Source organism: Fodinicurvata halophila, from assembly GCF_042651425.1.
Classification (GTDB): domain Bacteria; phylum Pseudomonadota; class Alphaproteobacteria; order Kiloniellales; family DSM-21159; genus Fodinicurvata; species Fodinicurvata halophila.
In genome coordinates this window covers 689,948-712,615 of the sequence record NZ_JBHSCW010000001.1, presented here as the reverse complement: position 1 = coordinate 712,615, position 22,668 = coordinate 689,948, and the positions used below count along the sequence as shown (strand labels likewise).

Genomic DNA, 22,668 nt, shown 5'->3' with positions numbered 1-22,668 from the left:
GACCTGAGTCCGGGGTTTACATGACGACAGGACCAGTTCCCTGAGGCAGTCTAATTCACTGATTTCATTTTGGAAAATGGCGGGCCCGTAGGGATTCGAACCCCAGACCTCTTCCTCCGGAGGGAAGCGCTCTATCCAGCTGAGCTACGGGCCCGCGAACGGACGGCGGCCGTTCATGCGCGCGACACTACCCAAGGCTCCGCCAAAGAACAAGAGCGTAGGCGTCGTGTGCCGAGCCGGAGTTCGCGTGCCCTCAGGAGGCCGGCATTTTCTTGGTGAGCACCTCGGCAGAGGAGGGCAGGCGGTCGCGATCGTCTTCCTCCACCCAGGCGGCAATGTCCGAGATCACCACCTCGGCCTGCAGGTCGCGCAGCAGCAGGTGCCAGCCGTCCTCGTAGAGCGCATAGCGATGCCCCTCGTTGCTGGGCAGTGCTTCCCAGAAGCGGTCCACCGGCTTGCGCGGCACGATCTCGTCCTTCTTGCCGTAGAGCACGAGGGTCGGGATCTCCAGTTCGGGCGCGGCCGCCAAGGCCGCATCCATCAGGTTGACCAAGCCATAGATGGCATCCACCCGCGAGCGCTTGAGCACCAACGGGTCGCGCCCCAACTCGCGCAGCATCTCGATGTTGTCCGAGGCCTGGCGCTGCAGCCCCTCGCCCGAGGGGGTGAACCAGGGCACGGTGCGCACGGCCGCCCAGAGGGCCACGCGTTGGTACCAGGGCTGGGTGCTGCGCGCCCAGACTGCCGGGGCGGAGAGCACAAGGCTGTCGGCGGGCAGGCCGGAGTCCGTGGTGGCCGCCAGCACCGCCACGGCGCCGCCCATGGACTCCCCGAGCACGTGCAACGGGATGCCGGCATGTCTCTGGCGCAGCAGGTTGGCCGCCGTGCGCAGGTCCTCGGCCATGACCTCCTTGCCCGGCCAGAGGCCGCGATGGGGCGCCTCGCCGAAGCCGCGCTGGTCATAGGCATAGACGGCGATCCCCTGTTCGGCAAAGTTCTCACCGGCATTCTCGAAGGCATGGGAATAGTCGTTGAAGCCGTGCACGGCCAAAACCACCGCATCGGGGCGCGCGCGATCCTCGGGCATCCAGATCCTGAGCGGCAGCTTCAGGCCGTCCTGGGTGATCAGCGTTCCGCTGTCGCCGTCCTCCCCGATCATGATCTCGGGCTCGGTGTCTCCCGGACCCGGGGGCGCATTGCGCGGCGCGCAGGCGGAGAGAAACATGGCCATCACTGCAACAAGTAGGACGGAATGGAAAGAATACCTGGGCACCTGACTGAATTCCGCTGTTCTAAAGATATCTCGGATTCAGCCTAACTCTTTTTCCGTGTCAACTGGAGAAATATATCCTCCAGATCCGTTTCTTCCGTGCGCAGGTCCAGCACTGTCAGGTTCGCGCGATTGATGGCATCCAGCAGGTCAGCGACCGGGCTCTCGTTCGCCCGGTAGCGGAAGATCAGGCGGTTGCCTCCCGCCAACTCGGGCCCGAAGGGCCTCAGCACCTCGGGCACCTGCGAGAGGGATTCCTCGACCGTCAGGCTCAGTTCCTTGTGGTCCAGGCGCTGCAGCAGCTTCCCTGTCGCTTCGCAGGCAATGACCTCGCCGTCATTGATGATGGCAATGGTGTCACAAAGCTGTTCGGCCTCCTCCAGGTAGTGGGTCGTCAGCAGAACCGTCGTTCCCGCCTCGTTGAGCGCCTTCACCTGGGTCCAGAGCTGCTGGCGCAACTCGATATCCACCCCGGCCGTGGGCTCGTCCAGCACCAGCACAGGCGGATTGTGCACCATGGCCTTGGCGACCATCAGGCGTCGGCGCATGCCGCCCGACAGCGTGCGGGTATAGGCCTTGGCCTTGTCCGCCAGGCCCAGCATTCCCAGGATCTCCATGGTTCGCCGCTCGGCGGGCGGCACGCCGTACAGGCCCGCCTGGAGCTCCAGCAGCTCATAGGGCGTGAAGAAGGGATCGATGTTGAGTTCTTGCGGCACGACCCCGATGGAGGCCCGCGCCATGCGCGTGTCGCGGTCGATGTCATAGCCCCAGATCTCGGCGCGGCCACGGGTCTTGGTGACCAGTCCGGCCAGCATGTTGATGAGGGTCGACTTGCCGGCTCCGTTGGGGCCCAGCAGTCCGAACAGCGCGCCGCGCGGAATGGTCAGGTCGACATCCTTCAGCGCCACCTTCTCGGGCATGCGCTTGGAACCGCGATAGACCTTGCCGAGCCCCTCGACGGAGACAGCGGCCTCGGGCAGCGCCACGCGATCCGGAGCGGACGGCGCGACGGCATCTGAATGCTGGACGTTTGACATGATCGCCCTTAACTAAGTCGGGTCGTATCCGCATGCAAGTGAGCAATGAACATTGATCCGACCCGCTCAGCAGGTATCATCGCGCCGGAATCAGGGGGACCAGCAAGGATAACCGCCATGACAGAAACGGATACTCATTATGTCGACGACGAAACCGTGGCCTGCGACGGTGGCGGGGGCCCACTCGGCCATCCGAGGGTCTGGCTGAACATGGAAGGCCGCGGCGAGATCGACTGCCCCTACTGCGGCCGCCACTTCGTCCTGTCCGAGGAGGGCCGCAAGGCCATCGGCGGCCATTGAGCGCGCGCCCAGCCATGCATCCGCTCCCGCGCAGCAGACCCGCACGATGACCGACGACAAGGGCAAGGCCGCCGCCAATGGCGTGAAGCACCTCTATGTGGTGGACGGCTCGGGCTATATCTTTCGCGCCTACTTCGGCCTGAAGACCCAGATGTCCACCGCCGAGGGCACGCCGACCGGCGCCGCCTACGGCTTCACCAACATGTTGATGAAGCTGATGCGCGAGAACGAGGCCGACGGGCTGCTGGTGGTCTTCGACGCGGGCAAGCGCACCTTCCGCAACGACATCTACGACGACTACAAGGCCAACCGGCCGGAACCGCCGGAAGACCTGATCCCGCAGTTTCCCATCATCCGCGAGGCCACCAAGGCCTTTGGGCTGCCCTGTCTGGAGCTCGACAACTACGAGGCCGACGACATCATCGCCACCCTGGCCCAGCGGGGCCGCGAAGCCGGCATCCGCGTGACCATCGTCTCCTCCGACAAGGACCTGATGCAGCTGGTCACCGACGGCGTCGACATGCTGGATCCCATCAAGGGCACGCCCATCGGGGCCGACCAGGTGCAGGAGAAGTTCGGCGTGGCGCCGGACAAGGTGGTGGAGGTCCAGGCCCTGGCCGGCGATTCCGTGGACAACATCCCCGGCGTGCCGGGCATCGGCCTCAAGACCGCCGCCGAACTCATCAACGCCTATGGTGACCTGGAAACGCTGCTGGAGCGCGCCGAGGAGATCAAGCAGCCCAAGCGTCGCGAACGCCTGATCGAGAACGCCGAACAGGCGCGCATCTCGCGCCAGCTTGTCGAGCTCAATGCCGACGTCCCGCTGGACTACGAGATCAGGGACTTCGTGAAGGAAGAGCCGAACCCCGAAGAGCTGCGCAGCTTCCTGGAGAAGTACGAGTTCCGCTCCATCCTCAATCGCCTCAGCGACCTGCTGGGTGAGGGTGCGGCCGCTCCCGCGCAGGAGCGCAAGGAACCTGCCGGCTACACCCTGATCACCGAGTTCTCTCAGCTGCAGGACTGGATCGACCGGGCCCGCGACCAGGGCTGGCTGGCCGTGGACACCGAGACCACCTCGCTCGACCCGCAGTATGCCCGGCTGGTGGGCGTCAGCCTGTCGCTGGAAGCCGAGAGCGGCTGCTACATCCCCCTGGCGCACCGCACCCCCAGAGCCGAGGGCCTGGATTTCGATCAGGTCGAGGAGGGTCCGCAACAGATCGACTTCGATCAGGCGCTGACGGCCCTCAAGGACCTGCTCGAGGACGACTCCGTCCTCAAGATCGGCCAGAACCTGAAGTACGACATGCGGGTGCTGTCCAACTACGGCATCCGCCTCACGCCCTTCGACGACACCATGCTGCTGTCCTATGTCCTGGAAGGCGGCCTGCACGGCCACGGCATGGACGAACTGGCCGAGCTGCACCTGGGCCACCAGACCATTGCCTACAAGGAGGTTGCCGGCAGCGGCAAGTCCCAGGTGACCTTCGATCTGGTCCCCCTGGACAAGGCGCTGGACTACGCCGCCGAGGATGCCGACATCACGCTGCGCCTCTGGGAGGCCTTCAAGCCGCGCCTGGTTCCGGAGAAGCTGACCACGGTCTACGAAACCCTGGAACGCCCCCTGGTGGACGTGCTCTGCGAGATGGAACTGACCGGCATCAAGGTCGACCGCGACCGCCTGCGCCGCCTGTCCAACGACTTCGCCCAGCGCATCGAGACCCTGGAGGAGGAGATCTACAAGCTCGCCGGCCGGCGCTTCACCATCGGCAGTCCCAAGCAGCTGGGCGAGATCCTCTTCGACGAGATGGGCCTGGACGGCGGCGGCAAGCGCGGCAAGTCGGGCAGCTACTCCACCGGTGCTGATATCCTGGAGGGCCTGGCCAACCAGGGCCACGACCTGCCGGCCCGGGTGCTGGACTGGCGCCAGCTGGCCAAGCTGAAGTCCACCTACACCGACGCCCTGCAGGGCCAGATCAACGACAAGACCGGGCGCGTGCACACCATCTTCAGCCAGGCCGTCGCCTCCACCGGCCGGCTGTCCTCCAACGATCCCAACCTGCAGAACATCCCCATCCGCACCGAGGAGGGGCGCAAGATCCGCGAGGCCTTCGTGGCGGAGGAGGGGCACACACTGCTGGCCGTGGACTACAGCCAGATCGAGCTGCGCCTGACCGCACACATCGCCGAGGAAGAGTCCCTGCGCCAGGCCTTCGCCGATGGCCAGGACATTCACGCCATGACAGCCAGCCAGGTCTTCGGCATCCCGCTGGGGGAGATGGACCCGGCCACCCGGCGCCGCGCCAAGGCCATCAACTTCGGCATCATCTACGGCATCTCGCCCTTCGGCCTGGCCAACAACCTGGGCATCGCCCAGAAGGACGCCAAGAGCTACATCGAGGCCTATTTCAAGCAGTACCCGAACATCCGCGCCTACATGGACAACATGAAGACGCTGGCCCGCGAGCAGGGGTACGTCTCCACCCTGTTCGGCCGGCGCATCCACGTCCCGGCGCTCAAGGACAAGAACCCGGCCCGGCGCAGCTTCGGCGAGCGCGCCGCCATCAACGCCCCCATCCAAGGCACGGCGGCCGACATCATCAAGCGCGCCATGATCCGCGTCCAGCCGGCGCTGGAGGCGGAGAAGCTGAAGGCGCGCCTGGTTCTGCAGGTGCACGACGAACTGCTCTTCGAGGTTCCCCACGATGAACTGGAGGCGACCACGAAGTTGGTCACCGGCATCATGGAGAATGCCTGCGCGCCCGTGGTAGAGCTCTCCGTACCGCTGGTCGCCGAAGCCGGCCACGGCCCCTCCTGGTCCGAGGCGCACTGAGTCGCCTGGCCTTCGCACGCGCCAGATGCCCCGTTTCCCCGGGGACCTCCTTACCTCCATTGCGCAGCGTTCCAGGCGGATGGTGCCGGAAATCACGTAGACATCCATTCCTGCCTGTCCCATCCTGAAGGCAGGCTAGCCAAAAGCAGAATGTCAGGTTACGGACCTGTCTTTCGATCTCGGAGGTACGCATGGGTTTGGTGCGTACCGGGCATTTTGCCGGGACTTTCCCGATCCTGCGTACCTCATCCATGTGCGGCCGGCATCCGGCCCAACGGACCCGGAGAGCTGCCCGGCCTCAACGCACAAACAAGGGAGGAGTTCGCTATGCCCATACCCACGGAAAATGTCGGTTCACTGCCCCGCCCCGTCAAATTGCAGGAGGCGATCCAGGCCTACGACAACGGAAAGATCGGACAGGACGAACTGAAGAAGGAGCAGGACGCCGCCTGTCGGGACTCGATCGAGCGCATGGAACAGACGGGGCAGTGGATCGTCTCGGACGGAGAACAGCGCGCCTCGAGCTTTGCGACCTATCCGCTGACCGACACCCTGGCCGGTACGGGGCTGGCCGATAACCTGGCGGCGGACGGCCAGTACTTCGCGATCTTCGATGACGGCCACCACCGCCAGCTTCCCCGCCTGACGCGGGGACCCTTCCGCTACAAGACCTATGCCGCCGACTACCTGAAGCAGTCGCTGCCCATGGCAAGCAAGCCGATGAAGCAGGCGGTGATCGCGCCGTCCATGCTGTCGCTTCTCTATCCCCTGGAGGGTGAGATCGACGGCTACTCACGCCAGGACTTCTACGACGATCTCGTCGACGAGTGCGAGAAGGACATCCGACAGTGCTTCCAGGCCGGTGCCAAGCGGGTCTCGATCGACTTCACCGAGGGGCGCTTGGCCTGTCGGAACGATCCCAACAACCCGTGGACCGGGCGCAACATGCTCGATTTCTTCATCGAGCTGAACAACCGGGTCCTGGACCGCTTCTCGGCCGAGGAGCGCGTCAACATCGGCATCCACACCTGTCCGGGTGGCGATTGCGACTCTACCCACAGCGGCGACGTCGACTACAAGGAGCTGCTGCCCAGCATGTTCAAGATGAACGCGGGCTATTTCCTGATGCAGCTGGCCAGCGAAAAGGACAAGGAATATGTCTACGGCCTTGTCGGCGAATACAGCCGGGACGACGCCGAGGGCGTGCCCCAGGTCTGCTTCATCGGTGTCTGCGATCCGTTGAACCCGGAGGTCGAGACGCCCGAACAGATTTCCCAGGCCCTGCAGACGGCGGCAAAGTACATCCCCAAGGAGCGGCTGGGCGCGACGGATGACTGCGGCTTCTCGCCCTTCAGCATCGATGCCAAGCCCAAGCATGGCTCCGCCGACTTCGCCCGCGACATCGCCTTCCAGAAAATCACGGCGCGGGTTCAGGGCGCCGAACAGGCCAGCAAGGCTCTCGGCATGTGAGGAAGATGAAAACAGGTCCTGCCTGAAGGCAGTCATGGCTTAACGGACGTTCCTGGCGATCCGTTAAGCCATGCCCCTTCCCTCGGCTCCATTGAAGCCGTTACAGCCTTCCTTCACCGCCCCGTGCGGAAATCCAGGGCTTCGGGCAGCCACAGCGCGATGTCCGGGAACAGCGCGATCAGCATCAGCATGCCGACCATCGAGGCCAGCATCCAGACCACCCATTTCATGGTGTCTTCCATGCCCACCCCGGCGATGCGCGTGGTCACCATCAGGTTCACGGCGATGGGCGGGGTGAACTGGCCGATGGCGATGTTCATGGCCATCAGGATGCCGAACCAGACCGTGTTCCACTCGAAGGCATGCACGATGGGCATCAGCAGCGGCAGCATGATCAGGTAGATCGACACGCCGTCCAGGACCATGCCGGCCAGCAGCAGGAAGACCATGATCAGGCCCAGCACCACCCAGGCCTGGTCGGAGATCGACAGCAGGCCCTCGGCGGCCGCGCTGAAGACGCCCAGCGTGCTGCCCGCCCAGGCGAAGAGCCCGGCAAAGGAGATGATGATCATCACCACGGCCGTGATCTCGGCGCCGTCTGCCAGGATGCGATAGATCTCGCGCCATCCTAGGGTGCGGTGGAGCAGCGTGCCGACCAGCAGGCCATAGACGGCGGCGACGGCGGCCGCCTCCGTGGGGGTGAACAACCCGATGCGCAGGCCGCCCAGGATGATCACCGGCGCCAGCAGGCCGGGTAGGGCATCCAAGAAGCTGCGCCCCAGCGGCGGGCGTTCCGCCTCGCCCTCGGCGGAGCCGAACTTGTGGCGGTAGCTCAGCCAGATCACCGGCAGGATGATCGCCAGGCCGCAGAGCAGGCCGGGAATCAGGCCGGCGGCGAAGAGCGCGCGCAGGTCGGTGCCCGGCACCATCACGGAATAGATGATGAGCGCGATGGACGGCGGAATGATGATGGCGGTGGACGAAGAGGCGGCGATCAGACCGGCGGAAAAGGCCTTGGGGTAACCCGCCCGTGCCATGGCGGGAATCATGACGGTGGCCACAGCGGCCGCGTCCGCCGGGCCCGAACCGGACATACCCCCCATGATCAGGCTGACCAGGACGGCCACCACGGCCAGTCCGCCGCGGCGCGGTCCCACCAGGGCCGACGCAAAGCGCACCAGGCGTTCGGCCACGCCGGAGCGCTCGAAGGCGAGGCCCGTCAGGATGAACAGGGGAATGGCGATCAGCGGATACTTGGCAATGCCGTTATAGACATTGGTGCCGATCATGCTGAGCGAGGCGAGATCGAGGCCCACCAGGATCCCGGCAGCCCCGGCCAGGCCCAGCACCACCGCCACCGGCACCCCGGCCAGCAGTAGCACGACGAAAACGCCGATCAGCAGGACTTCAGGTGCGATCATGTGTCCCGCCCTCCTGCTGTGTTCTGCGATGGGCGCGCAGCAGACGCCAGGCGTAGCCCCAGGTCCGCAGAATGACGGCGACGGAGATCATCGGGGCCCAGATCGTATAGATCCAGCGGGGATGGCCGAGCCCGGGCGAGGTCTCGCCCCAGATGAATTCGTCATAGGCCAGCTGGAAGCCGTAGTAGACGACCATCGAGAACATGATCGTGGTTGCCACGACGGAGAGCATCTCGCAGAAGATCCGCCCCCCGGCAGGCAACCGGTTCACGAGCACGGTGATCCGGATATGGTTGTTGCTGGCCGAGGCCAGGGTGGCGCCCACGAAGGTCATGAAGACCAGCAGAAAGGTCGAGTATTCCTCGGTGAAGGCGAAGGAGAAGTCGGTGACATAGCGCACGATCACATTGGCGAAACTGATCAGGCAGATGAGGCCCATGGCCAGGGCCCCCAACGTGCGCTCCAGGGTGATCGGGATGCGCGCCTTCTCGACAGCGGCGGCATGCGCTATCTCCTCGCGAACCTCGCTCATGGATTATCCTTCGGAACTGGGCGGTTCGGAACTGGGACGGTCTGCTCGAAAAGCAAAAGAGGAAGGGGCCGGAGGCGGGTCTCCACCTCCGGCCGGTTGGCTTCAGCGGTTCTCGATGGCTTCCTCGGCCTTGCGAACCAGGTCTTCACCGATTTCCTGGGCCCATTCATCGTAGACGGGCCGTGTCGCCTCGACGAAGGCCTGACGCTCTTCCTCGCTCAGGCGCGTCACCTCGACGCCTTCCGCCTCGATCTCCTCGATCAGCGAGGTGTCCGGCGGTACCAGCCCGTCACGGGCGGCGTCGATGCCGACCTGACCCGCTTCGACGGCGGCCTCGCGCACGATTTTCTGATCCTCCTCGGTAAAGGAGTTCCAGACGTCCGGATTCACCGCGAAGATCAGCGGGTCGGCGACGTAACCCCAGAGCGTGACATAGTCCTGACCCAGCTCGTGCATGTTCAGGTTGGTGTAGATCGTCAGGGGATTCTCCTGTCCGTCCACAGCGCCGCTGGTCAGCGCCGGCTGTGCGTCCGCCCAGCTCATCTGGGTCGGGTTGGCGCCCAGCGTCGTGAAGATGTCGTTGAACAGGGGCGAGCCGACAACACGGATCTTCAGGCCCTCCAGATCCTCGGGCGTACGAACCTCATGCTGCGAGTTGGTGAGCTCGCGAAAGCCGTTCTCCGCCCAGGCCAGGGGCACCACGCCGTTCTCCTCGAGGATGTTGAAGAGGTCCTCGCCCACTTCGCCCTGGGTCAGGGCGTCGATGGCCTCGTAATCCGGCATCAGGAAGGGCAGCGAGAAGAGATTCAACTCCTTGATCTGCGGCGACCAGTTGATGGTGGAGCCCACTGCCATGTCGATGGACCCCCGACGCAGGGCCGTGAACTCGCGTGTCTGGTTGCCCTGCACCAACTCCGCACCCGGATGCACACGCAGGTTGATACGGCCGTCGGTACGTTCCGCGACCAGGTCCGCCCAGGTCTCGGCGGCTATGCCCCAGGGAAAGGGCTCCGGCACGACGGTCGATACGCCGTACTCATCCTTGTAATCCTGAGCGGCGGCATCCTTTATACCGGCGGCGAAATGTATCCCTCCCACCGTCAGGGCCGCAGCTGCAAACAAACTCGTGACTTTTCTCATTGTCCAGGTTTCCTCCCCATCATGATTATCCCGCAGGCTGCATGGCCCCGGGACTGCGACAGCTGTTCTTGTAGTTGCGCTTCTGCATCTTGTTAAAACACAGAAGTTCCGACAACGAAAACTCTTGAAAGGACAGCAACACTACTGTCCCCCCGAGTGCCGGAAGGATAAACCGCATCCGAGCTGTTGGGAAGTCCGGGTTGCAGGTTTCCACTGCAGTTCTGCTTTCACGAAGTTTCCTTTGGCCGAACGGCACGGCACTGCTAGCTTTGCGAGCAGGCGCTCCGCTCTGGAGCCCGCCGGTGGGTTTTCCGGATATGCGTGACAGCTCCAAGTGGTTTTCACTGACACTTCTGGTCCTGGCCGAGGCGGTGGGAATGAATCTCTGGTTCACCTCGGCCGCGGTTCTGCCCGACATGGCGCGGGAAGGGACGATTTCCCTCGACCGGCAGGCCCTGCTCTCCAGCTCCGTGCAGGCCGGCTTCGTCCTGGGCGCCCTGATCGTCTCCATAAGCGGCCTGGCCGATCGCTACGATCCGCGACGGGTGTTCGCGGTCTCGGCCCTGATGGCCGCCGCGGTCAACCTGCTCCTGCTGCTGCCGCCGCTGGGGAGTGATCTGGCCGTCGCAAGCCGCTTCCTGACCGGTGCACTGCTGGCCGGTGTCTATCCCGTGGGCATGAAACTCGCGGTCGGTTGGGGCCTGAAGGACCGCGGCCTGCTGGTGGGGCTGCTGGTCGGTGGCCTCACGCTCGGCAAGTCCATGCCCTACCTTGCCGCTTATCTGGGCGGCACCGACTGGCGGCTCGCCATCCTGGCCGCCTCGCTGCTGGCTGCTCTCGGCGGATTGCTGGTTCTGGGCGTCGGACTGGGCCCCCATCATGCAACGGCGCCGCGCTTCCGGCCGGCGGCCATCGTCCTTGCCTGGCGCGACACGCGGATTCGCCGGGCCTACATCGGTTACCTGGGACACATGTGGGAACTCTATGCCATGTGGGCCTGGGTGGCGGCCGCCGCCGGCGCCTCCTATGCAGCCCGCCTCGACCAGGCTGCCGCCGAGAGCCTGGCCAAACTGACCGCCTTTCTGGCCATTGCGCTGGGCGGTCTCGCCTGCATTCTCGCGGGACGCCTCGCCGATCGCCACGGCAAGGCGGAGGTGGCGATCACGGCCCTGGTCGTCAGCGGCAGCGCTGCGATTCTCAGCGCGCTCAGCTTCGGCGGGCCGGTCTGGCTCAGCCTTCTGCTCTTCCTGGTCTGGGGGCTCGCGGTGATTCCCGATTCGGCACAGTTCTCCGCCATCGTCGCCGACTTCGCTCCGCCTCACCTGACCGGCAGCCTGCTGGCCTTTCAGACCGCGCTGGGCTTCGGCCTGACGATCGCAACCGTCCAGTTGACGCCGCTCGCCGCCGGCGCGCTGGGTTGGCCGGCCACCCTTGCCCTCATGGCCATCGGCCCCATAATCGGTCTCATCGCCATGCGGCCGCTCTGCACCACGCGATCCGACTGACACCCTCCAGCTTTCGGTGATCCAATGCCCCTTGCCCGTGTTCCTCGCCCGGCCCTCGTCTTCGGCGTCTGCGGCCTGCTGCCCTTCATTGCCGGTAGCCTGGCCGTCTGGCTGCTGCCTCCAGGCTGGCGCGACTACGCGCTCTTCATCCAGGCGGCCTATGGGGCCACCATCCTCTCGTTCATGGGGGCCGTCCATTGGGGATTGGCGCTTGCCGGCACGGCGGCCGGCGGTGACAGTCACCGGGCCATGAGCTGGAACCGGCTCGGCTGGGGGGTGCTGCCGGCGCTTCTGGGTTTGGCGGCGCTGATGATGACGGCGGTGCCGGGCCTGATTCTGCTGATCCTGTCCTACTTCGGCCTGCTCATGGGCGATGCGGCCGCTGTTCGCAAAGGCCAGGCCCCCGCCTGGTACCTGGATCTGCGCCGGCCTCTCACCGCGGCTGTCATTCTCTGCCTCGGACTTTCCCTGATCCGCGTCCTGCTCTAGAGTCGCGGCTGGGAAATGTCGGAAAAGAACAGTCGGAAAAAACGGATTACAGATGGCACAGGCAGATACCGAAACCCCTCTCTGGACACCCAGTACGGAGCAGGTCCGGACCTCCAATATCCACGCCTTCCTCAAGGACCTGGCTGCCCACGGCGGTCCGGAGCTGGCGGACAGCAAGGCGCTTTACGACTGGTCCATCGAGAACATCGAGGATTTCTGGCTGGCGATCTGGCGCTTCTGCGAGGTCATCGGCGACGGGCCCGGCGAGCCGGTCCTGCGCAACGGCGACAAGATGCCGGGTGCCGAGTTCTTCCCCAATGCCCGGCTGAACTTCGCGGAGAACCTGCTGCGCCGGCGCGACGACGCCGAGGCCATGGTGTTCCGCACGGAGCAGGGCGGCACGCGCCGCCTGACCTTCCGTCAGGTGCACGAGATCGTCTCGCGCCTGTCCCAGGCGCTGGCCGCCGAGGGCGTCGGGCCGGGCGACCGGGTGGCCGGGTTCCTGCCCAACATGCCGGAGACCGTCCTGGCCATGCTGGCCACCTTGGCACTGGGCGCCGTCTGGTCCTCCTGCTCGCCGGATTTCGGCCACCAGGGCGTGCTGGACCGCTTCGGCCAGATCGAGCCCAAGGTCCTGTTCTGCCCCGACGGCTACTACTACAACGGCAAGACCCTGCCGGTGCTGGAGCGCGTGCGCGACTTCACCGCCGAGCTGCCCACGCTCTCGCGCATCGTGGTCTGCCCCCTGATCGGCGAGAGCGGCGGCGATACCGGCCTGGATAAGGGCCGCTGGCTGGACGACTTCATGGCGCCCTACCAGGCGGGCGATATCGCCTACGCGCGCATGCCCTTCAACGCGCCGCTCTACATCATGTTCTCCTCGGGCACCACGGGCAAACCCAAGTGCATCGTGCACGGCGCCGGGGGCACGCTGCTGCAGCACCTGAAGGAGCACCAGCTGCACAGCGACATCAAGCCCGACGACCGCGTCTTCTACTTCACCACCTGCGGTTGGATGATGTGGAACTGGCAGATCAGCGCGCTCGCCTCGAAGGCCACGCTGCTGCTCTACGACGGCTCGCCCTTCCACCCGGACGGCAACGTGCTGTTCGACTACATGGAGGCCGAGAAGGGCACGCTCTTCGGCACCTCGGCCAAGTACATCGACGCGGTCAAGAAGGCCGGGCTCTCGCCACGCAAGACCCATGACCTCTCGGCCATGCGCATGATGGCCTCCACCGGCTCGCCGCTGGTGGCCGAAAGCTTCGACTTCGTCTATCAGGAGATCAAGTCCGACCTCTGCCTGGCCTCCATTTCCGGCGGGACGGACATCGTCTCCTGCTTCGTGCTGGGCGATCCGACCCAGCCGGTCTGGCGAGGTGAAATCCAGACCCGCGGCTTCGGCCTGGCGGTGCAGGTCTGGAACGAGCAGGGCCAGCCGGTCGTCGAGGAAAAGGGCGAGCTGGTCTGCGTGAAGCCCTTCCCCTGTATGCCGATCTATTTCTGGAACGACCCCGACGGCGAACGCTATCGCAAGGCCTATTTCGCCCAGTTCCCCGGCGTCTGGTGCCATGGCGACTTCGTCAAGCTGACCCGGCATGGCGGCATTGTCGTCTATGGCCGTTCGGATGCGACTCTCAACCCGGGTGGCGTGCGCATCGGCACGGCGGAAATCTACCGCCAGGTGGAGAAGCTGCCGGAGGTCGTGGAATCCATCGTCATCGGCCAGGAGTGGGACAACGACACCCGCGTGGTGCTCTTCGTGCGGCTTGCCGATGGCGTGGAGCTGGACGACGATCTGGTTCAGCGAATCCGCAAGACGGTGCGTGAAGGGGCCAGTCCGCGCCACATGCCGGCGCGCGTGGTCCATGTGAACGACATTCCCCGCACCAAGTCGGGCAAGATCGTGGAATTGGCGGTGCGCGACATCGTGCACGGCCGCGAGATCAAGAACCGCGAGGCGCTCGCCAATCCGGAAGCGCTGGAGGAATATCGCGAGCGCCCGGAACTGAAGGAGTGAGGCGCACGCAGCTTCATGGATGCCCGCAGGAGGATGAAGATGCGGTCCCAAAAAAGTAGGCGGCCTACCTGGCCGCCTGACCGCATTTCCGGCTTTGTTGCTCCAGGGGAAGGCGTGTCAGAGTCTTACAGACAAAGCCGGAACAGGTGATACGCAAAAGCGGGAGTGGTCGAACTGCATGAAGGGAAGGACGCGGGGGCCGATCGCTCATGGGGAACATCGAAGAACGCCCTTCCCGACAACTCCACTCGATTGCACTATAGGGCAATTGACATGATCCAGGTTGTGACATGCCTGTGAAGACCAGCCGTTCTTTGTCCCTTCTGTGACACTGCCATTTGATGCATAACGAATAACGAATGCCAGAAAGAGGAAGCGCCCGATCATGACCCTCCCGTCTCCGGATTCCACAGCACCGCCACCAGAACACCCGCCAGCCGAGGGTTTTTCGCCGCCCTTGCGGCCGGAGGCCGAGAGTATCGAGGGCTCCCTGATCCAGGAGGTGTGGGAGGCCGGCTTCGGCCGCGAGAACCTGATCGGGCTGTGGGTCGGCGAGGGTGACCTGCCTACCCCCGGCTTCATCTGCGAGGCCGCCATCGCCTCGCTGAGGGCCGGCAACACGTACTACACGCCCAAGCGCGGCCTGCCCGAGCTGCGGGAGAGTCTCGCCGTCTATCACAATCGTCTGCTGGATACGGCCCTGGCGCCCGAGAACATCACGGTCACGGCCTCGGGCATGTCCTCGGTCATGCTCTGCATGCAGACGCTGGTCCGCCCCGGCGACCGGGTGGCCATCATCTCGCCCATCTGGCCCAACGTGGTGCAGGCGGTGAAGGTGGCCGGCGGCCAGCCGGTGGAAGTGGGGCTCGATGCCAAGCCCGAGGGCGGCTTCGCTCTCAACCTGCAGAAACTGGCGCGCATCCTGGAGAACGAGCGTCCGCGCGCCCTCTTCATCGCCACGCCGGGCAACCCAACCGGCTGGATGATGGAAAGCGAGGAGATGGAGGAGGTGCTGGCGCTCTGCCGCGAATACGGCATCTGGCTGCTGGCCGACGAGGTCTATCACCGCTTCACCTATGACCGCCCGGTGGCGCCCTCGTTTCTCAGCCTGGCGCAGCCCGACGACGCCCTCATCGCCATCCATTCCTTCTCCAAGGCCTGGGCCATGACCGGCTGGCGCATCGGCTGGATGGTGCACCCCGCCGGGCTCGGCAACATACTCGGCCGCCTCATCGAATACAGCACGTCGGGCGGCCAGACCTTCCTCCAGGCCGGTGCGCTGACCGCCATCCGCGAGGGTGAGGATTTCGTCGCCGAGATGGTGGAACGCTGCCGCGAAGGCAGCGAGATCGTCTACCAGGGGCTTTCCGACCTGGAGCGCGTACGCATCGCCCGTCCCCAGGCCTCCTTCTACAATTTCTTCGCCATCGACGGCATGCGCGACAGTCTGGCCTTCTGCAAGGAACTGCTCGAGGAAACCGGCGTCGGCCTGGCTCCCGGTGCCGCCTTCGGCAGCACCGGCGAAGGCTTCGTCCGTCTGTGCTTCGCCAGCTCGCCGGCCCGTCTCAGCGAAGCCATGGAGCGCATCCGGCCGTTGCTGAAATAACGTGGAAAGTTCAGAAAACGTTCCGACCGGTCAGGCCGCCGAAAAGCGTGCGCAGAAGAATGCGCAGATCCAGCCAGAGGGACCAGTTGTCGATGTACTGGAGGTCCAGTCGCACGCCGCGGCGGGCACGTTGGCGTGTGCGGATGCCGCCGCGCATGCCGTTGACCTGGGCCCAGCCGGTGATTCCCGGTTTCACGCGATGGCGTAGGGCATAGGCTTCCACGGTTTCCAGATAGGTCCTGTCATCGATCTGCATGCCGGGCACATGGGCGCGCGGCCCGACCACAGACATCTCTCCGCGCAGCACGTTGAGGAATTGCGGAAGCTCGTCGAGACTGGCCCGGCGAAGCAGGCGTCCGACGGGCGTGATCCGTGGATCGTCCGGCCGGGTTCCCTCTTCCCCGGTATCACAGGTCTCTCTGGCCATGGTGCGGAACTTCAGTATGACGAACGGCTTGCCATGCAAGCCAAGCCTGCGCTGACGGAAAAGAACGGGCCCACCAGATCCCAGTTTGATGGCAATGGCCACCAGACCCATCAACGGACTTGCGAGTAGTAGCGCCAGGGTCGCAATCAGGTAATCCTCGACACGCTTGATCACCTCCTGCCTGCCGCTGAATGGAGTCTGCATGGCATTCCTGGCACCGGGAACAGAAGCTCGATAATCCCCGCTCTGCCTGTCTTCCAGAAAAACCAACTCATTTGCTCCAAAGCAAATACTTGCGCAGGTCGCAACTTTCCGACTTCGGGTGAAGAGGACGCTCCGACGCCTCCGGCAAGCTTCGCACGGCTGAAGCTCCATCGCGGCGCTGCTGCATCATACTGTTTGTTTCCACACTGCGGCAATGCCCCATGACTGGGCACTATAAATGGCTTCAATAACGAATTCCTTTACAGAGTCGTTCGGATATTCTTTTCTCAGCGCCATCGGCAGGAAGCTTTGCCCGTTTCCTTGCCAGTCCTGCGCCCGGAATGTTCATGTCCATCCGTATTCGTCAGATCCGTGACCTCATGACCAGAGCCCAGCTTCGGGGCTTCGTGCGTCTGGCCGGATGGACATTGCTTGGAACCGCGCTCGAGGTGATGGGCATAGGCCTCGTCATTCCTGTTTCGGCACTTCTGCTCGAACAAGCCGGGCAGGGCGGAGCCCAGACAGAAGGGAGCCTTGCCTCGATAGTGTCGCAGCTGCCCCTGGACCTATCAGGGGAAGGCTTGGCTGTCCTTGGACTCGTCCTGTTGCTCCTCGTCTTTGTCGTGAAGAACCTCTTTCTCGGCCTGCTTGGCTGGATGCAGATTCGCTACGTAACGGCACTGCAGCAGGAACTTTCGAAACGTCTCTTCAGTCTCTATATGCGCCAGCCGTTGAGCTTTCACCTGAGGCGCAACACCGCCGAGCTTCTGCGCAACGTCACCACTGAGACCACCGAATTCGGGCATAATGGAGTCATGCCCCTGTTGCGGATCATGGTGGAAGGGCTGGTCTGCATCGGGGTTGGGGTCCTGCTGTTCGCAGTGGAGTTCAAGGGTGCTCTGGTTGCCGTCTGTCTGGTGGGAGGCGCCTCCTGGGGCCTGCACCGACTGACACGGCGCACACTGGCAAAGTGGGGCCTGCGCCGCCAGCAGCACGAAGGTCGGCGCTTGCGCACCCTCCAGAAGGGATTTGCCCTGTTCAAGGAGCTCAAGCTCATGGGCCGGGAGGCGGAGGTCATCGACTGGTATGGCCAGCACACCGGCGTGATGACGCGCGCCGTACGGCGTCATGAGACATTACAGCGCATTCCCCGCCTCTGGTTTGAGGTCCTGTTCGTGGCCAGCATGGTCGGCGTTATCCTCGTGCTGCTTGCCAGGGACGCGAGCGTGACGGAGATGATCCCGCTGCTGGGTGTCTTTGCGGCAGCGGCTTTTCGCCTTATCCCCTCGATCAGTTGGCTGATCATGTCCCTGCAGTCCCTCGAGCATGCCCGACCGGTGATCACCACCCTGCAGGCGGAGATTGCCGAGTTGGAAGCCGGAGCGCGCGAGGCTGCCGGAACCAGCGTGGAGGGCCCCCTTCCTTTCCGAGACGAGCTCCGCTTGGACTCCGTCAGCTTCCGTCACGAGAGAGCAGCACAAACCGGGTTGGTCGATGTCTCGCTGACCATCCGCAAAGGGCAGAAGGTCTGTCTGATGGGACCCAGCGGCGCTGGCAAGAGCACCCTTGTGGATGTTGTGCTCGGACTTCTGGAGCCCTCACGCGGCCGGGTCCTGGTGGATGGGCATGACATCGCAGAAGCGCGCCGGGCCTGGCAGCGCCGGATCGGCTATATCCCGCAGACTGTTGTCCTCTTTGATGACAGCCTGCGCGCCAACGTCGCGTTGGGCCTGGCTTCCGAATCCGTGGACGAGGCACGAGTCCATCGCGCTCTCTGCCAGGCCGGGCTCCAGAGCCTTGTGGAGAGTCTCCCGGCCGGCCTGGAAACGCCCCTTGGCGAAAACGGGACGCGGTTGTCCGGCGGTGAGCGTCAGCGGGTCGGGATTGCGCGTGCCCTCTATACGGATCCGGCTGTCCTGGTGGCCGATGAACCCACCGCGGCCCTGGATCCGCAAACGGAAGAAGTCGTGCTACAGACTCTCATGGCCCTGGACGATATGACGGTGCTGATCGTCACGCACCGGGACTACCTGGCAAGGTATTGCGACAGGGTCATTCGACTTGAGGCCGGCCATCTGGTCGATCCGATCCTCCAGGCAAGCGAAGCCACCAGGCAGTGACGCGCTCCCCAGCGACCGTATCGGACTGGGCCAGGGGCACGGCCAAGGCTTCGTCATAGCGGCCTTGCAACAGGACCAGGCGGGCCACCAGGGACCTCAACATCTCCGGGGTGCCCAGGAAAGCGCGCTGGTTCACGCTGTCCAGCAATACCCCCGGATTTCCCTCCGTCTGTCCGAGAGACACATCGCGCAGGCCTTGAGGGCCTGCGATCCGCAGAAGGTTGGGCGGAATCGCGGCCTGCTCGCCGGTCGCCCGATTGCGCACGATCAGGCGAGATTCGTCAGGCGCCTGCGGTGTTCCGACAAAGCGCTCGATGATCCAATTGTTCGCGCTGCGCACGCCCATCGGACAGTCGTAGCGGCCGTTGTCTCCCACCTCACAGGCATGCCATCCGGTTGACCAGACCCTCGCGCCGGGCGCCTCCTGTCGGGCACGATCAAGTCGGTCCATCGGCTCTTCGCCACTGTCCTGAGGCTGTGCCGACGCCCAGAATCCCGAGAGCATCCAGCCTTCCTGATGCAGCAGGTTACTCGAGGTCAGCAGGACGAACGGCCCTTCGCAAGAACGCGGATGCGTATTCGCTCCACAGGCAGCGGCCATCAGCCTGTCACGGTAGGTATCGCGATCCTCCGGATCGAGAGCAAGCAGGCGGCCGACATCATGGACGCGCGGATAGCGTAAGCTGGCGCCGTCGACTGCTACGTTCCGCTCTGTCCAGAAGCTTGCCCAATGACCGATATCCCACCACCCTAGAAGAACGGCTTCCGCAGGCGTTTTCCGCTGAAGCTCCGTCAAGACCGTTGCCCAGGCCGTCGTGAACGCAGGGCGGGTATTCGCGATCAAGTCACGGGCCTGCACAGCCATGACTCCCAGCAGTGGCAAGCCCAGCAACACCACCAGCCCTATCCGGGCCACTGGTCGCAGCCCGAGCCTGCTCAACGATCCAGCCAGCCCTGCTACACAAAGACCCGCCAGCACGGCCAGGACCGGGGCAAGCAGGAACAGATACCGCTCGCCCGTTCGTGCAACCCAGAGGGCCCCCAGAAGCCAGGCGAGCAGGAGCAGCAGACACGCAGGAAAGGCCGGGGACGTTGTGGCCTGCGCCTTGGGCAGGGAAACGAAGCGATCCAGCCAGTTGGCCCATGGCAGTTTGAGAAGCGTCCTGGCCAGAGCAAGCAGCGCCAGTCCAGCCAACAGCAGACCAGCCAGCGCCAGCAGCATCAGCGGCCAGCCCAGCAGTTCCAGCAGGCGCTGGAAATCGGGCGGCTGCAGTTCCCTGACGGAGGCGAAGGAATCACCCGATGGATCACCGGTGCTGCCACGAAGCGTGTCCGTTGTGCCTGCAGCAAGTCCCTCCAGCACGCTCGGGGCCAACAGATAGGCCGAAACCAGGAATCCGGCCGCCATGAAGAGCGGGACGACCAGTGTCGCACCCAACGCGCGCCGCCGTCGATCGTGAGCGTCCACGACCACGACGGCATGGAGCAGGGCCGCAAGCCAGGCAGAGCCCACCATGGCCATGGCAAACGGCCAGCCGCCCGAAGCTGCTGCAAGCATGCCGATGGCTGACCCGGCAATCGGGGCACTTACCCAGGCGAATCGCCCTGTGGATGACTTGCCAAGGGCAGATCCCGCGCTCAGCAAGGTGATCAGCAGCAGCAGGGCGAGCCAGCCGTCATCATCGATGGTGAAGGTGCGCTGGATCACCACAGGTGTGAGGACCAGGGCAACGGCACCCATGGCTCCGCCCAGGGCCGCACCGGAAGTGTCCAGACCCAGTTCCTTCGACAGCCGCATGACCGCGAGGTAGATCAGTCCGGCGCAGGCGATGAGCAGCAGGGCATTGTGGATCCGCCCGCTGTGCAGGAGAGCGGGCGAATCTCCGAGCGCCTGGCGAGCACTGTGGACCAGGGCGATGGACCAGGGATGCGGCGCGCGGGCATCGAACATGGGGCGCCCTTCCGGGGGCAGAATCCGTGTCTCCCAGCAGCGCCCCTCCTGCTCCGGGCAGGGGGATCCCTCGTTCGCGATCTCCCTGGCAAGGCGCAGAAAGTAGTAGCTGTCGCGCCCGTCCGGCCAGGCCGACCAGGCCCCCTCGCTGTCTCTCCAGCCATGATCGTCCCTGAAGGCCTGTTCCAGGGCCGCGCGTTCGTCCGCAGGGGCCCGGCCCGAGTCGATCACATTCTCGGCCCATTCCTCGGCGAAGGGAAGCGACGCATGATAGGCGTGAAGCCCGCCGACCAGCAGCGCAAGCCCGGCCAGGACGGCCAGGGTCCAGAGGACAGGCAGACAACGCCGCATCGCGGGGAACTGGCGAAGCGTCATTCACTCGGCCTCATCAGGATTTCGAGCTGGTGGTCTGGTTCAGCCTTGTCATTCGTAAACTGCCGCAGGCGGGACAGGGCTTCTTCACGATCAATCCAGACCGGTTGCTGACAGCAATGTTCGTCCTCGATCAGAGCAACCGACGCAGCAAGGGCAAGCAGCTTGCACGCAAACCCAAGAGGATCATGACCGCGGCACCGCAATCCGTACGGCCAGAATTCCACCACTGCCAGTCTTGCCCGAGCGAGGGATTGCAGAGCACCCGCGACAACCTCGGGTTCATAGCCCTGAACATCGATCTTGAGCAGCAGCTGCGAGTCCTCATCCTCCAGAAGCGCATCCAAGCCCACCAGCGGTGCTTCCGAGCTATCCAGGGTTTCGTCACTAACGCGGATATCCCCGCCATTGCCGGGATGACGTTGCAATAGGACATATCGACCGGGGTGCTTCGGGGCGCCGGCGGCCACCCTCAGCACTCTGACCCGGCCTGACAGGCCCTGCGTCTTCATGTTGGCAACCAGCAAGGCGTGCGCTGCTCCATCAGGCTCCAGAGCCAATGCCCTGAAAGGAGCGCGGCGCAGCAAACCGATCGTCACAAGGCCGATGTTGGCCCCCGCATCCAAGAAGAGTACCGGCTTTCCGGCCTTCTGCGCCTCCATCCCCGCCCGTGCCAAGGCCTCGACAACCGCAATCGACCAGGTCCCACAACGGCCGTAATGACGCAACATGACCTTGTCGTCAGCGAACCCTGTGACAGGCCCCCATCTCCCGGTAATGCTCAGGGTATCCTGTCGCAGAAGACGCGCAGCGCTGAAACGCGCACGTGCATGCAAGCGCTTGAACGGGGACTGCAGAGTCACGTTTCGCGCCTTTCCTGCCTGTCTTGTTTCAGGCAGTGCGCGCGAAGGGTCGAGACGGTCTCCGTGAGGTCCCGCACGGGCGCGGTGCAAGTGCGCCGTGGTGCATCGAACACTTCCTCCAGATGGTCGGCAACCGTGTCACTGCGCCAGTCCCGTTCGGCCAGCCAGGTCAGGCCCTGGCGCGCGGCCAAGGCCCGGGCATTGGCTTCCTGGTGGCCGTCGGCCACCGCCGCCTGGGGCACCACCAGACCTCCCGTGCCGGAGGCTGCCATCTCGGCCAGCGTTCCCGCCCCGGCGGAGCAGAGCGCTGCATCGGCCCAGCCCCACCGCCTGTACAGTTCCGGGTCAAATCCGCTGACCGTTACCTTGGCGATCCCATCGCTCGGCCCCGCCACACGATAGGCTTTCTCGACAGTCTCTTTCTTGTCCGTGCCGGCCTGATGATGGACCTCGAGCCTGCGGCCACGGCCGGCAAGGAGCGCGATCAGTCCGGGAGCTTCCCGATTCAGTACATCGCTGCCGAAGGTGCCCCCGGTTATCAACAGGCGGGTCGGGCGACTGTCCCTGGTTTTAGAGTCGACCCAGGCCTCAGGTGCACGCAGGGGAAGCTCCATGGACAGTGCGTTCTTCCAGGAAGCGAAAGAGCGTATCTCCGACATTGCGACGAGTTTCAGCGACGCGAAGGGCGCCAGGAGTCGATTGGCCCGACCCGGCCGTGCATTGGCCTCGAAGACAACCAGCGGGCACCCCAGGCTGGCGGCAGCCAGGCCAGCCCCTACACAGGCAAAACCGCCAAAACAGATCAGGGCATCGAGCCGTCTGCGACGCATGTCGCGCCGCCCGGCCAGAAAGCCTCCGGCGGCGGCCCGATAGGCTGCGAGACGCCGGAGAATTCCGCCGCCTTGTTCCGGCAGGGCGGGCAAGGACTGGAAAGACAAGTCGAAACCACGTAGTAATTCCGCTTCGAGCCCATCGGGCGAGCCGTAGCAGATCAGGTGATCCCCCGGGTAATGGGTCCGCCAGGCTTCTGCCAATGCGACAATGGGCATGACATGGCCTGCGGTATGCCCACCGGAAAATCCGATGGTAACATCCTTCATCCTCTTCCCCG

The 22,668-nt window shown here is 64.6% G+C and carries 17 protein-coding genes and 1 tRNA gene; 8 read left to right on the top strand and 10 right to left on the bottom strand.

Annotated features, from left to right (window positions below; translation table 11 throughout):
- Positions 1–77: 77 nt before the first annotated feature.
- From ACFOW6_RS03305 to ACFOW6_RS03295, 3 genes are all read right to left on the bottom strand, one after another.
- Positions 78–154, bottom strand: a tRNA-Arg gene (locus ACFOW6_RS03305).
- A gap of 99 nt (positions 155–253) precedes the next feature.
- Positions 254–1,225 carry an alpha/beta hydrolase gene (locus ACFOW6_RS03300; RefSeq protein WP_382420902.1) on the bottom strand — a complete coding sequence of 324 codons (972 nt, stop codon included), beginning with the start codon at positions 1,223–1,225 and terminating at the stop codon, positions 254–256.
- Between the two features lie 89 nt (positions 1,226–1,314).
- Positions 1,315–2,307, bottom strand: a complete 993-nt coding sequence (locus tag ACFOW6_RS03295; protein WP_382420901.1) for an ABC transporter ATP-binding protein — start codon at positions 2,305–2,307, stop codon at positions 1,315–1,317.
- Positions 2,308–2,424: 117 nt separating this feature from the next.
- Here ACFOW6_RS03295 and ACFOW6_RS03290 point away from each other — a divergent pair, with 117 nt between their 5' ends.
- The 3 genes from ACFOW6_RS03290 to ACFOW6_RS03280 all read left to right on the top strand — a co-directional run bounded on the left by ACFOW6_RS03290 (position 2,425) and on the right by ACFOW6_RS03280 (position 6,907).
- Positions 2,425–2,607, top strand: a complete 183-nt coding sequence (locus tag ACFOW6_RS03290; RefSeq protein WP_382420900.1) for a zinc-finger domain-containing protein — start codon at positions 2,425–2,427, stop codon at positions 2,605–2,607.
- A gap of 46 nt (positions 2,608–2,653) precedes the next feature.
- On the top strand, positions 2,654–5,437 hold the full coding sequence (gene polA / locus ACFOW6_RS03285; RefSeq protein WP_382420899.1) for a DNA polymerase I: 2,784 nt from the start codon (positions 2,654–2,656) through the stop codon (positions 5,435–5,437).
- Between the two features lie 327 nt (positions 5,438–5,764).
- A complete protein-coding gene (locus tag ACFOW6_RS03280; protein WP_382420898.1) occupies positions 5,765–6,907 on the top strand; it encodes a 5-methyltetrahydropteroyltriglutamate--homocysteine methyltransferase in 1,143 nt (380 codons plus the stop codon).
- 113 nt (positions 6,908–7,020) lie between these two features.
- Here ACFOW6_RS03280 and ACFOW6_RS03275 read toward each other — a convergent pair whose 3' ends face one another.
- The 3 genes from ACFOW6_RS03275 to ACFOW6_RS03265 form a co-directional block, all read right to left on the bottom strand.
- Positions 7,021–8,328 carry a TRAP transporter large permease gene (locus ACFOW6_RS03275; RefSeq protein ID WP_382420897.1) on the bottom strand — a complete coding sequence of 436 codons (1,308 nt, stop codon included), beginning with the start codon at positions 8,326–8,328 and terminating at the stop codon, positions 7,021–7,023.
- Entirely contained in the window at positions 8,315–8,860 is a 546-nt protein-coding gene (locus tag ACFOW6_RS03270; RefSeq protein WP_382420896.1) for a TRAP transporter small permease, read from the bottom strand. Before ACFOW6_RS03270 ends, ACFOW6_RS03275 begins: the two co-directional genes overlap by 14 nt.
- A gap of 102 nt (positions 8,861–8,962) precedes the next feature.
- Positions 8,963–10,000 (bottom strand): DctP family TRAP transporter solute-binding subunit, encoded by a 1,038-nt coding sequence (locus ACFOW6_RS03265; protein WP_382420895.1) that lies wholly within the window; start codon positions 9,998–10,000, stop codon positions 8,963–8,965.
- A gap of 317 nt (positions 10,001–10,317) precedes the next feature.
- Here ACFOW6_RS03265 and ACFOW6_RS03260 point away from each other — a divergent pair, with 317 nt between their 5' ends.
- The 4 genes from ACFOW6_RS03260 to ACFOW6_RS03245 all read left to right on the top strand — a co-directional run bounded on the left by ACFOW6_RS03260 (position 10,318) and on the right by ACFOW6_RS03245 (position 15,620).
- Positions 10,318–11,505, top strand: a complete 1,188-nt coding sequence (locus ACFOW6_RS03260; RefSeq protein WP_382420894.1) for an MFS transporter — start codon at positions 10,318–10,320, stop codon at positions 11,503–11,505.
- Positions 11,506–11,529: 24 nt separating this feature from the next.
- Positions 11,530–11,994 carry a DUF3429 domain-containing protein gene (locus ACFOW6_RS03255; RefSeq protein ID WP_382420893.1) on the top strand — a complete coding sequence of 155 codons (465 nt, stop codon included), beginning with the start codon at positions 11,530–11,532 and terminating at the stop codon, positions 11,992–11,994.
- A gap of 52 nt (positions 11,995–12,046) precedes the next feature.
- Complete coding sequence (locus ACFOW6_RS03250; protein WP_382420892.1) at positions 12,047–14,014, top strand: acetoacetate--CoA ligase; 1,968 nt, start codon at positions 12,047–12,049, stop codon at positions 14,012–14,014.
- Positions 14,015–14,399: 385 nt separating this feature from the next.
- Positions 14,400–15,620, top strand: coding sequence for a pyridoxal phosphate-dependent aminotransferase (locus ACFOW6_RS03245; protein WP_382420891.1), 1,221 nt, complete (start codon positions 14,400–14,402; stop codon positions 15,618–15,620).
- 10 nt (positions 15,621–15,630) lie between these two features.
- On the opposite strand, the gene ACFOW6_RS03240 is transcribed toward ACFOW6_RS03245, so the two are convergent.
- Complete coding sequence (locus tag ACFOW6_RS03240; RefSeq protein WP_382420890.1) at positions 15,631–16,251, bottom strand: exopolysaccharide biosynthesis polyprenyl glycosylphosphotransferase; 621 nt, start codon at positions 16,249–16,251, stop codon at positions 15,631–15,633.
- 347 nt (positions 16,252–16,598) lie between these two features.
- Between ACFOW6_RS03240 and ACFOW6_RS03235 the strand changes: the two genes are divergently transcribed.
- A complete protein-coding gene (locus ACFOW6_RS03235; RefSeq protein ID WP_382420889.1) occupies positions 16,599–18,371 on the top strand; it encodes an ABC transporter ATP-binding protein in 1,773 nt (590 codons plus the stop codon).
- On the opposite strand, the gene ACFOW6_RS03230 is transcribed toward ACFOW6_RS03235, so the two are convergent.
- From ACFOW6_RS03230 to ACFOW6_RS03220, 3 genes are all read right to left on the bottom strand, one after another.
- Positions 18,304–20,697: a hypothetical protein gene (locus ACFOW6_RS03230; protein ID WP_382420888.1), complete on the bottom strand. Its 2,394-nt coding sequence runs from the start codon at positions 20,695–20,697 to the stop codon at positions 18,304–18,306. The genes ACFOW6_RS03235 and ACFOW6_RS03230 overlap by 68 nt on opposite strands.
- Positions 20,694–21,356: an FkbM family methyltransferase gene (locus ACFOW6_RS03225; RefSeq protein ID WP_382420887.1), complete on the bottom strand. Its 663-nt coding sequence runs from the start codon at positions 21,354–21,356 to the stop codon at positions 20,694–20,696. The genes ACFOW6_RS03230 and ACFOW6_RS03225 overlap by 4 nt, the downstream gene beginning before the upstream one ends.
- A gap of 197 nt (positions 21,357–21,553) precedes the next feature.
- Positions 21,554–22,657, bottom strand: a complete 1,104-nt coding sequence (locus tag ACFOW6_RS03220) for a UDP-N-acetylglucosamine--N-acetylmuramyl-(pentapeptide) pyrophosphoryl-undecaprenol N-acetylglucosamine transferase (RefSeq protein ID WP_382420886.1) — start codon at positions 22,655–22,657, stop codon at positions 21,554–21,556.
- Positions 22,658–22,668: the final 11 nt, after the last annotated feature.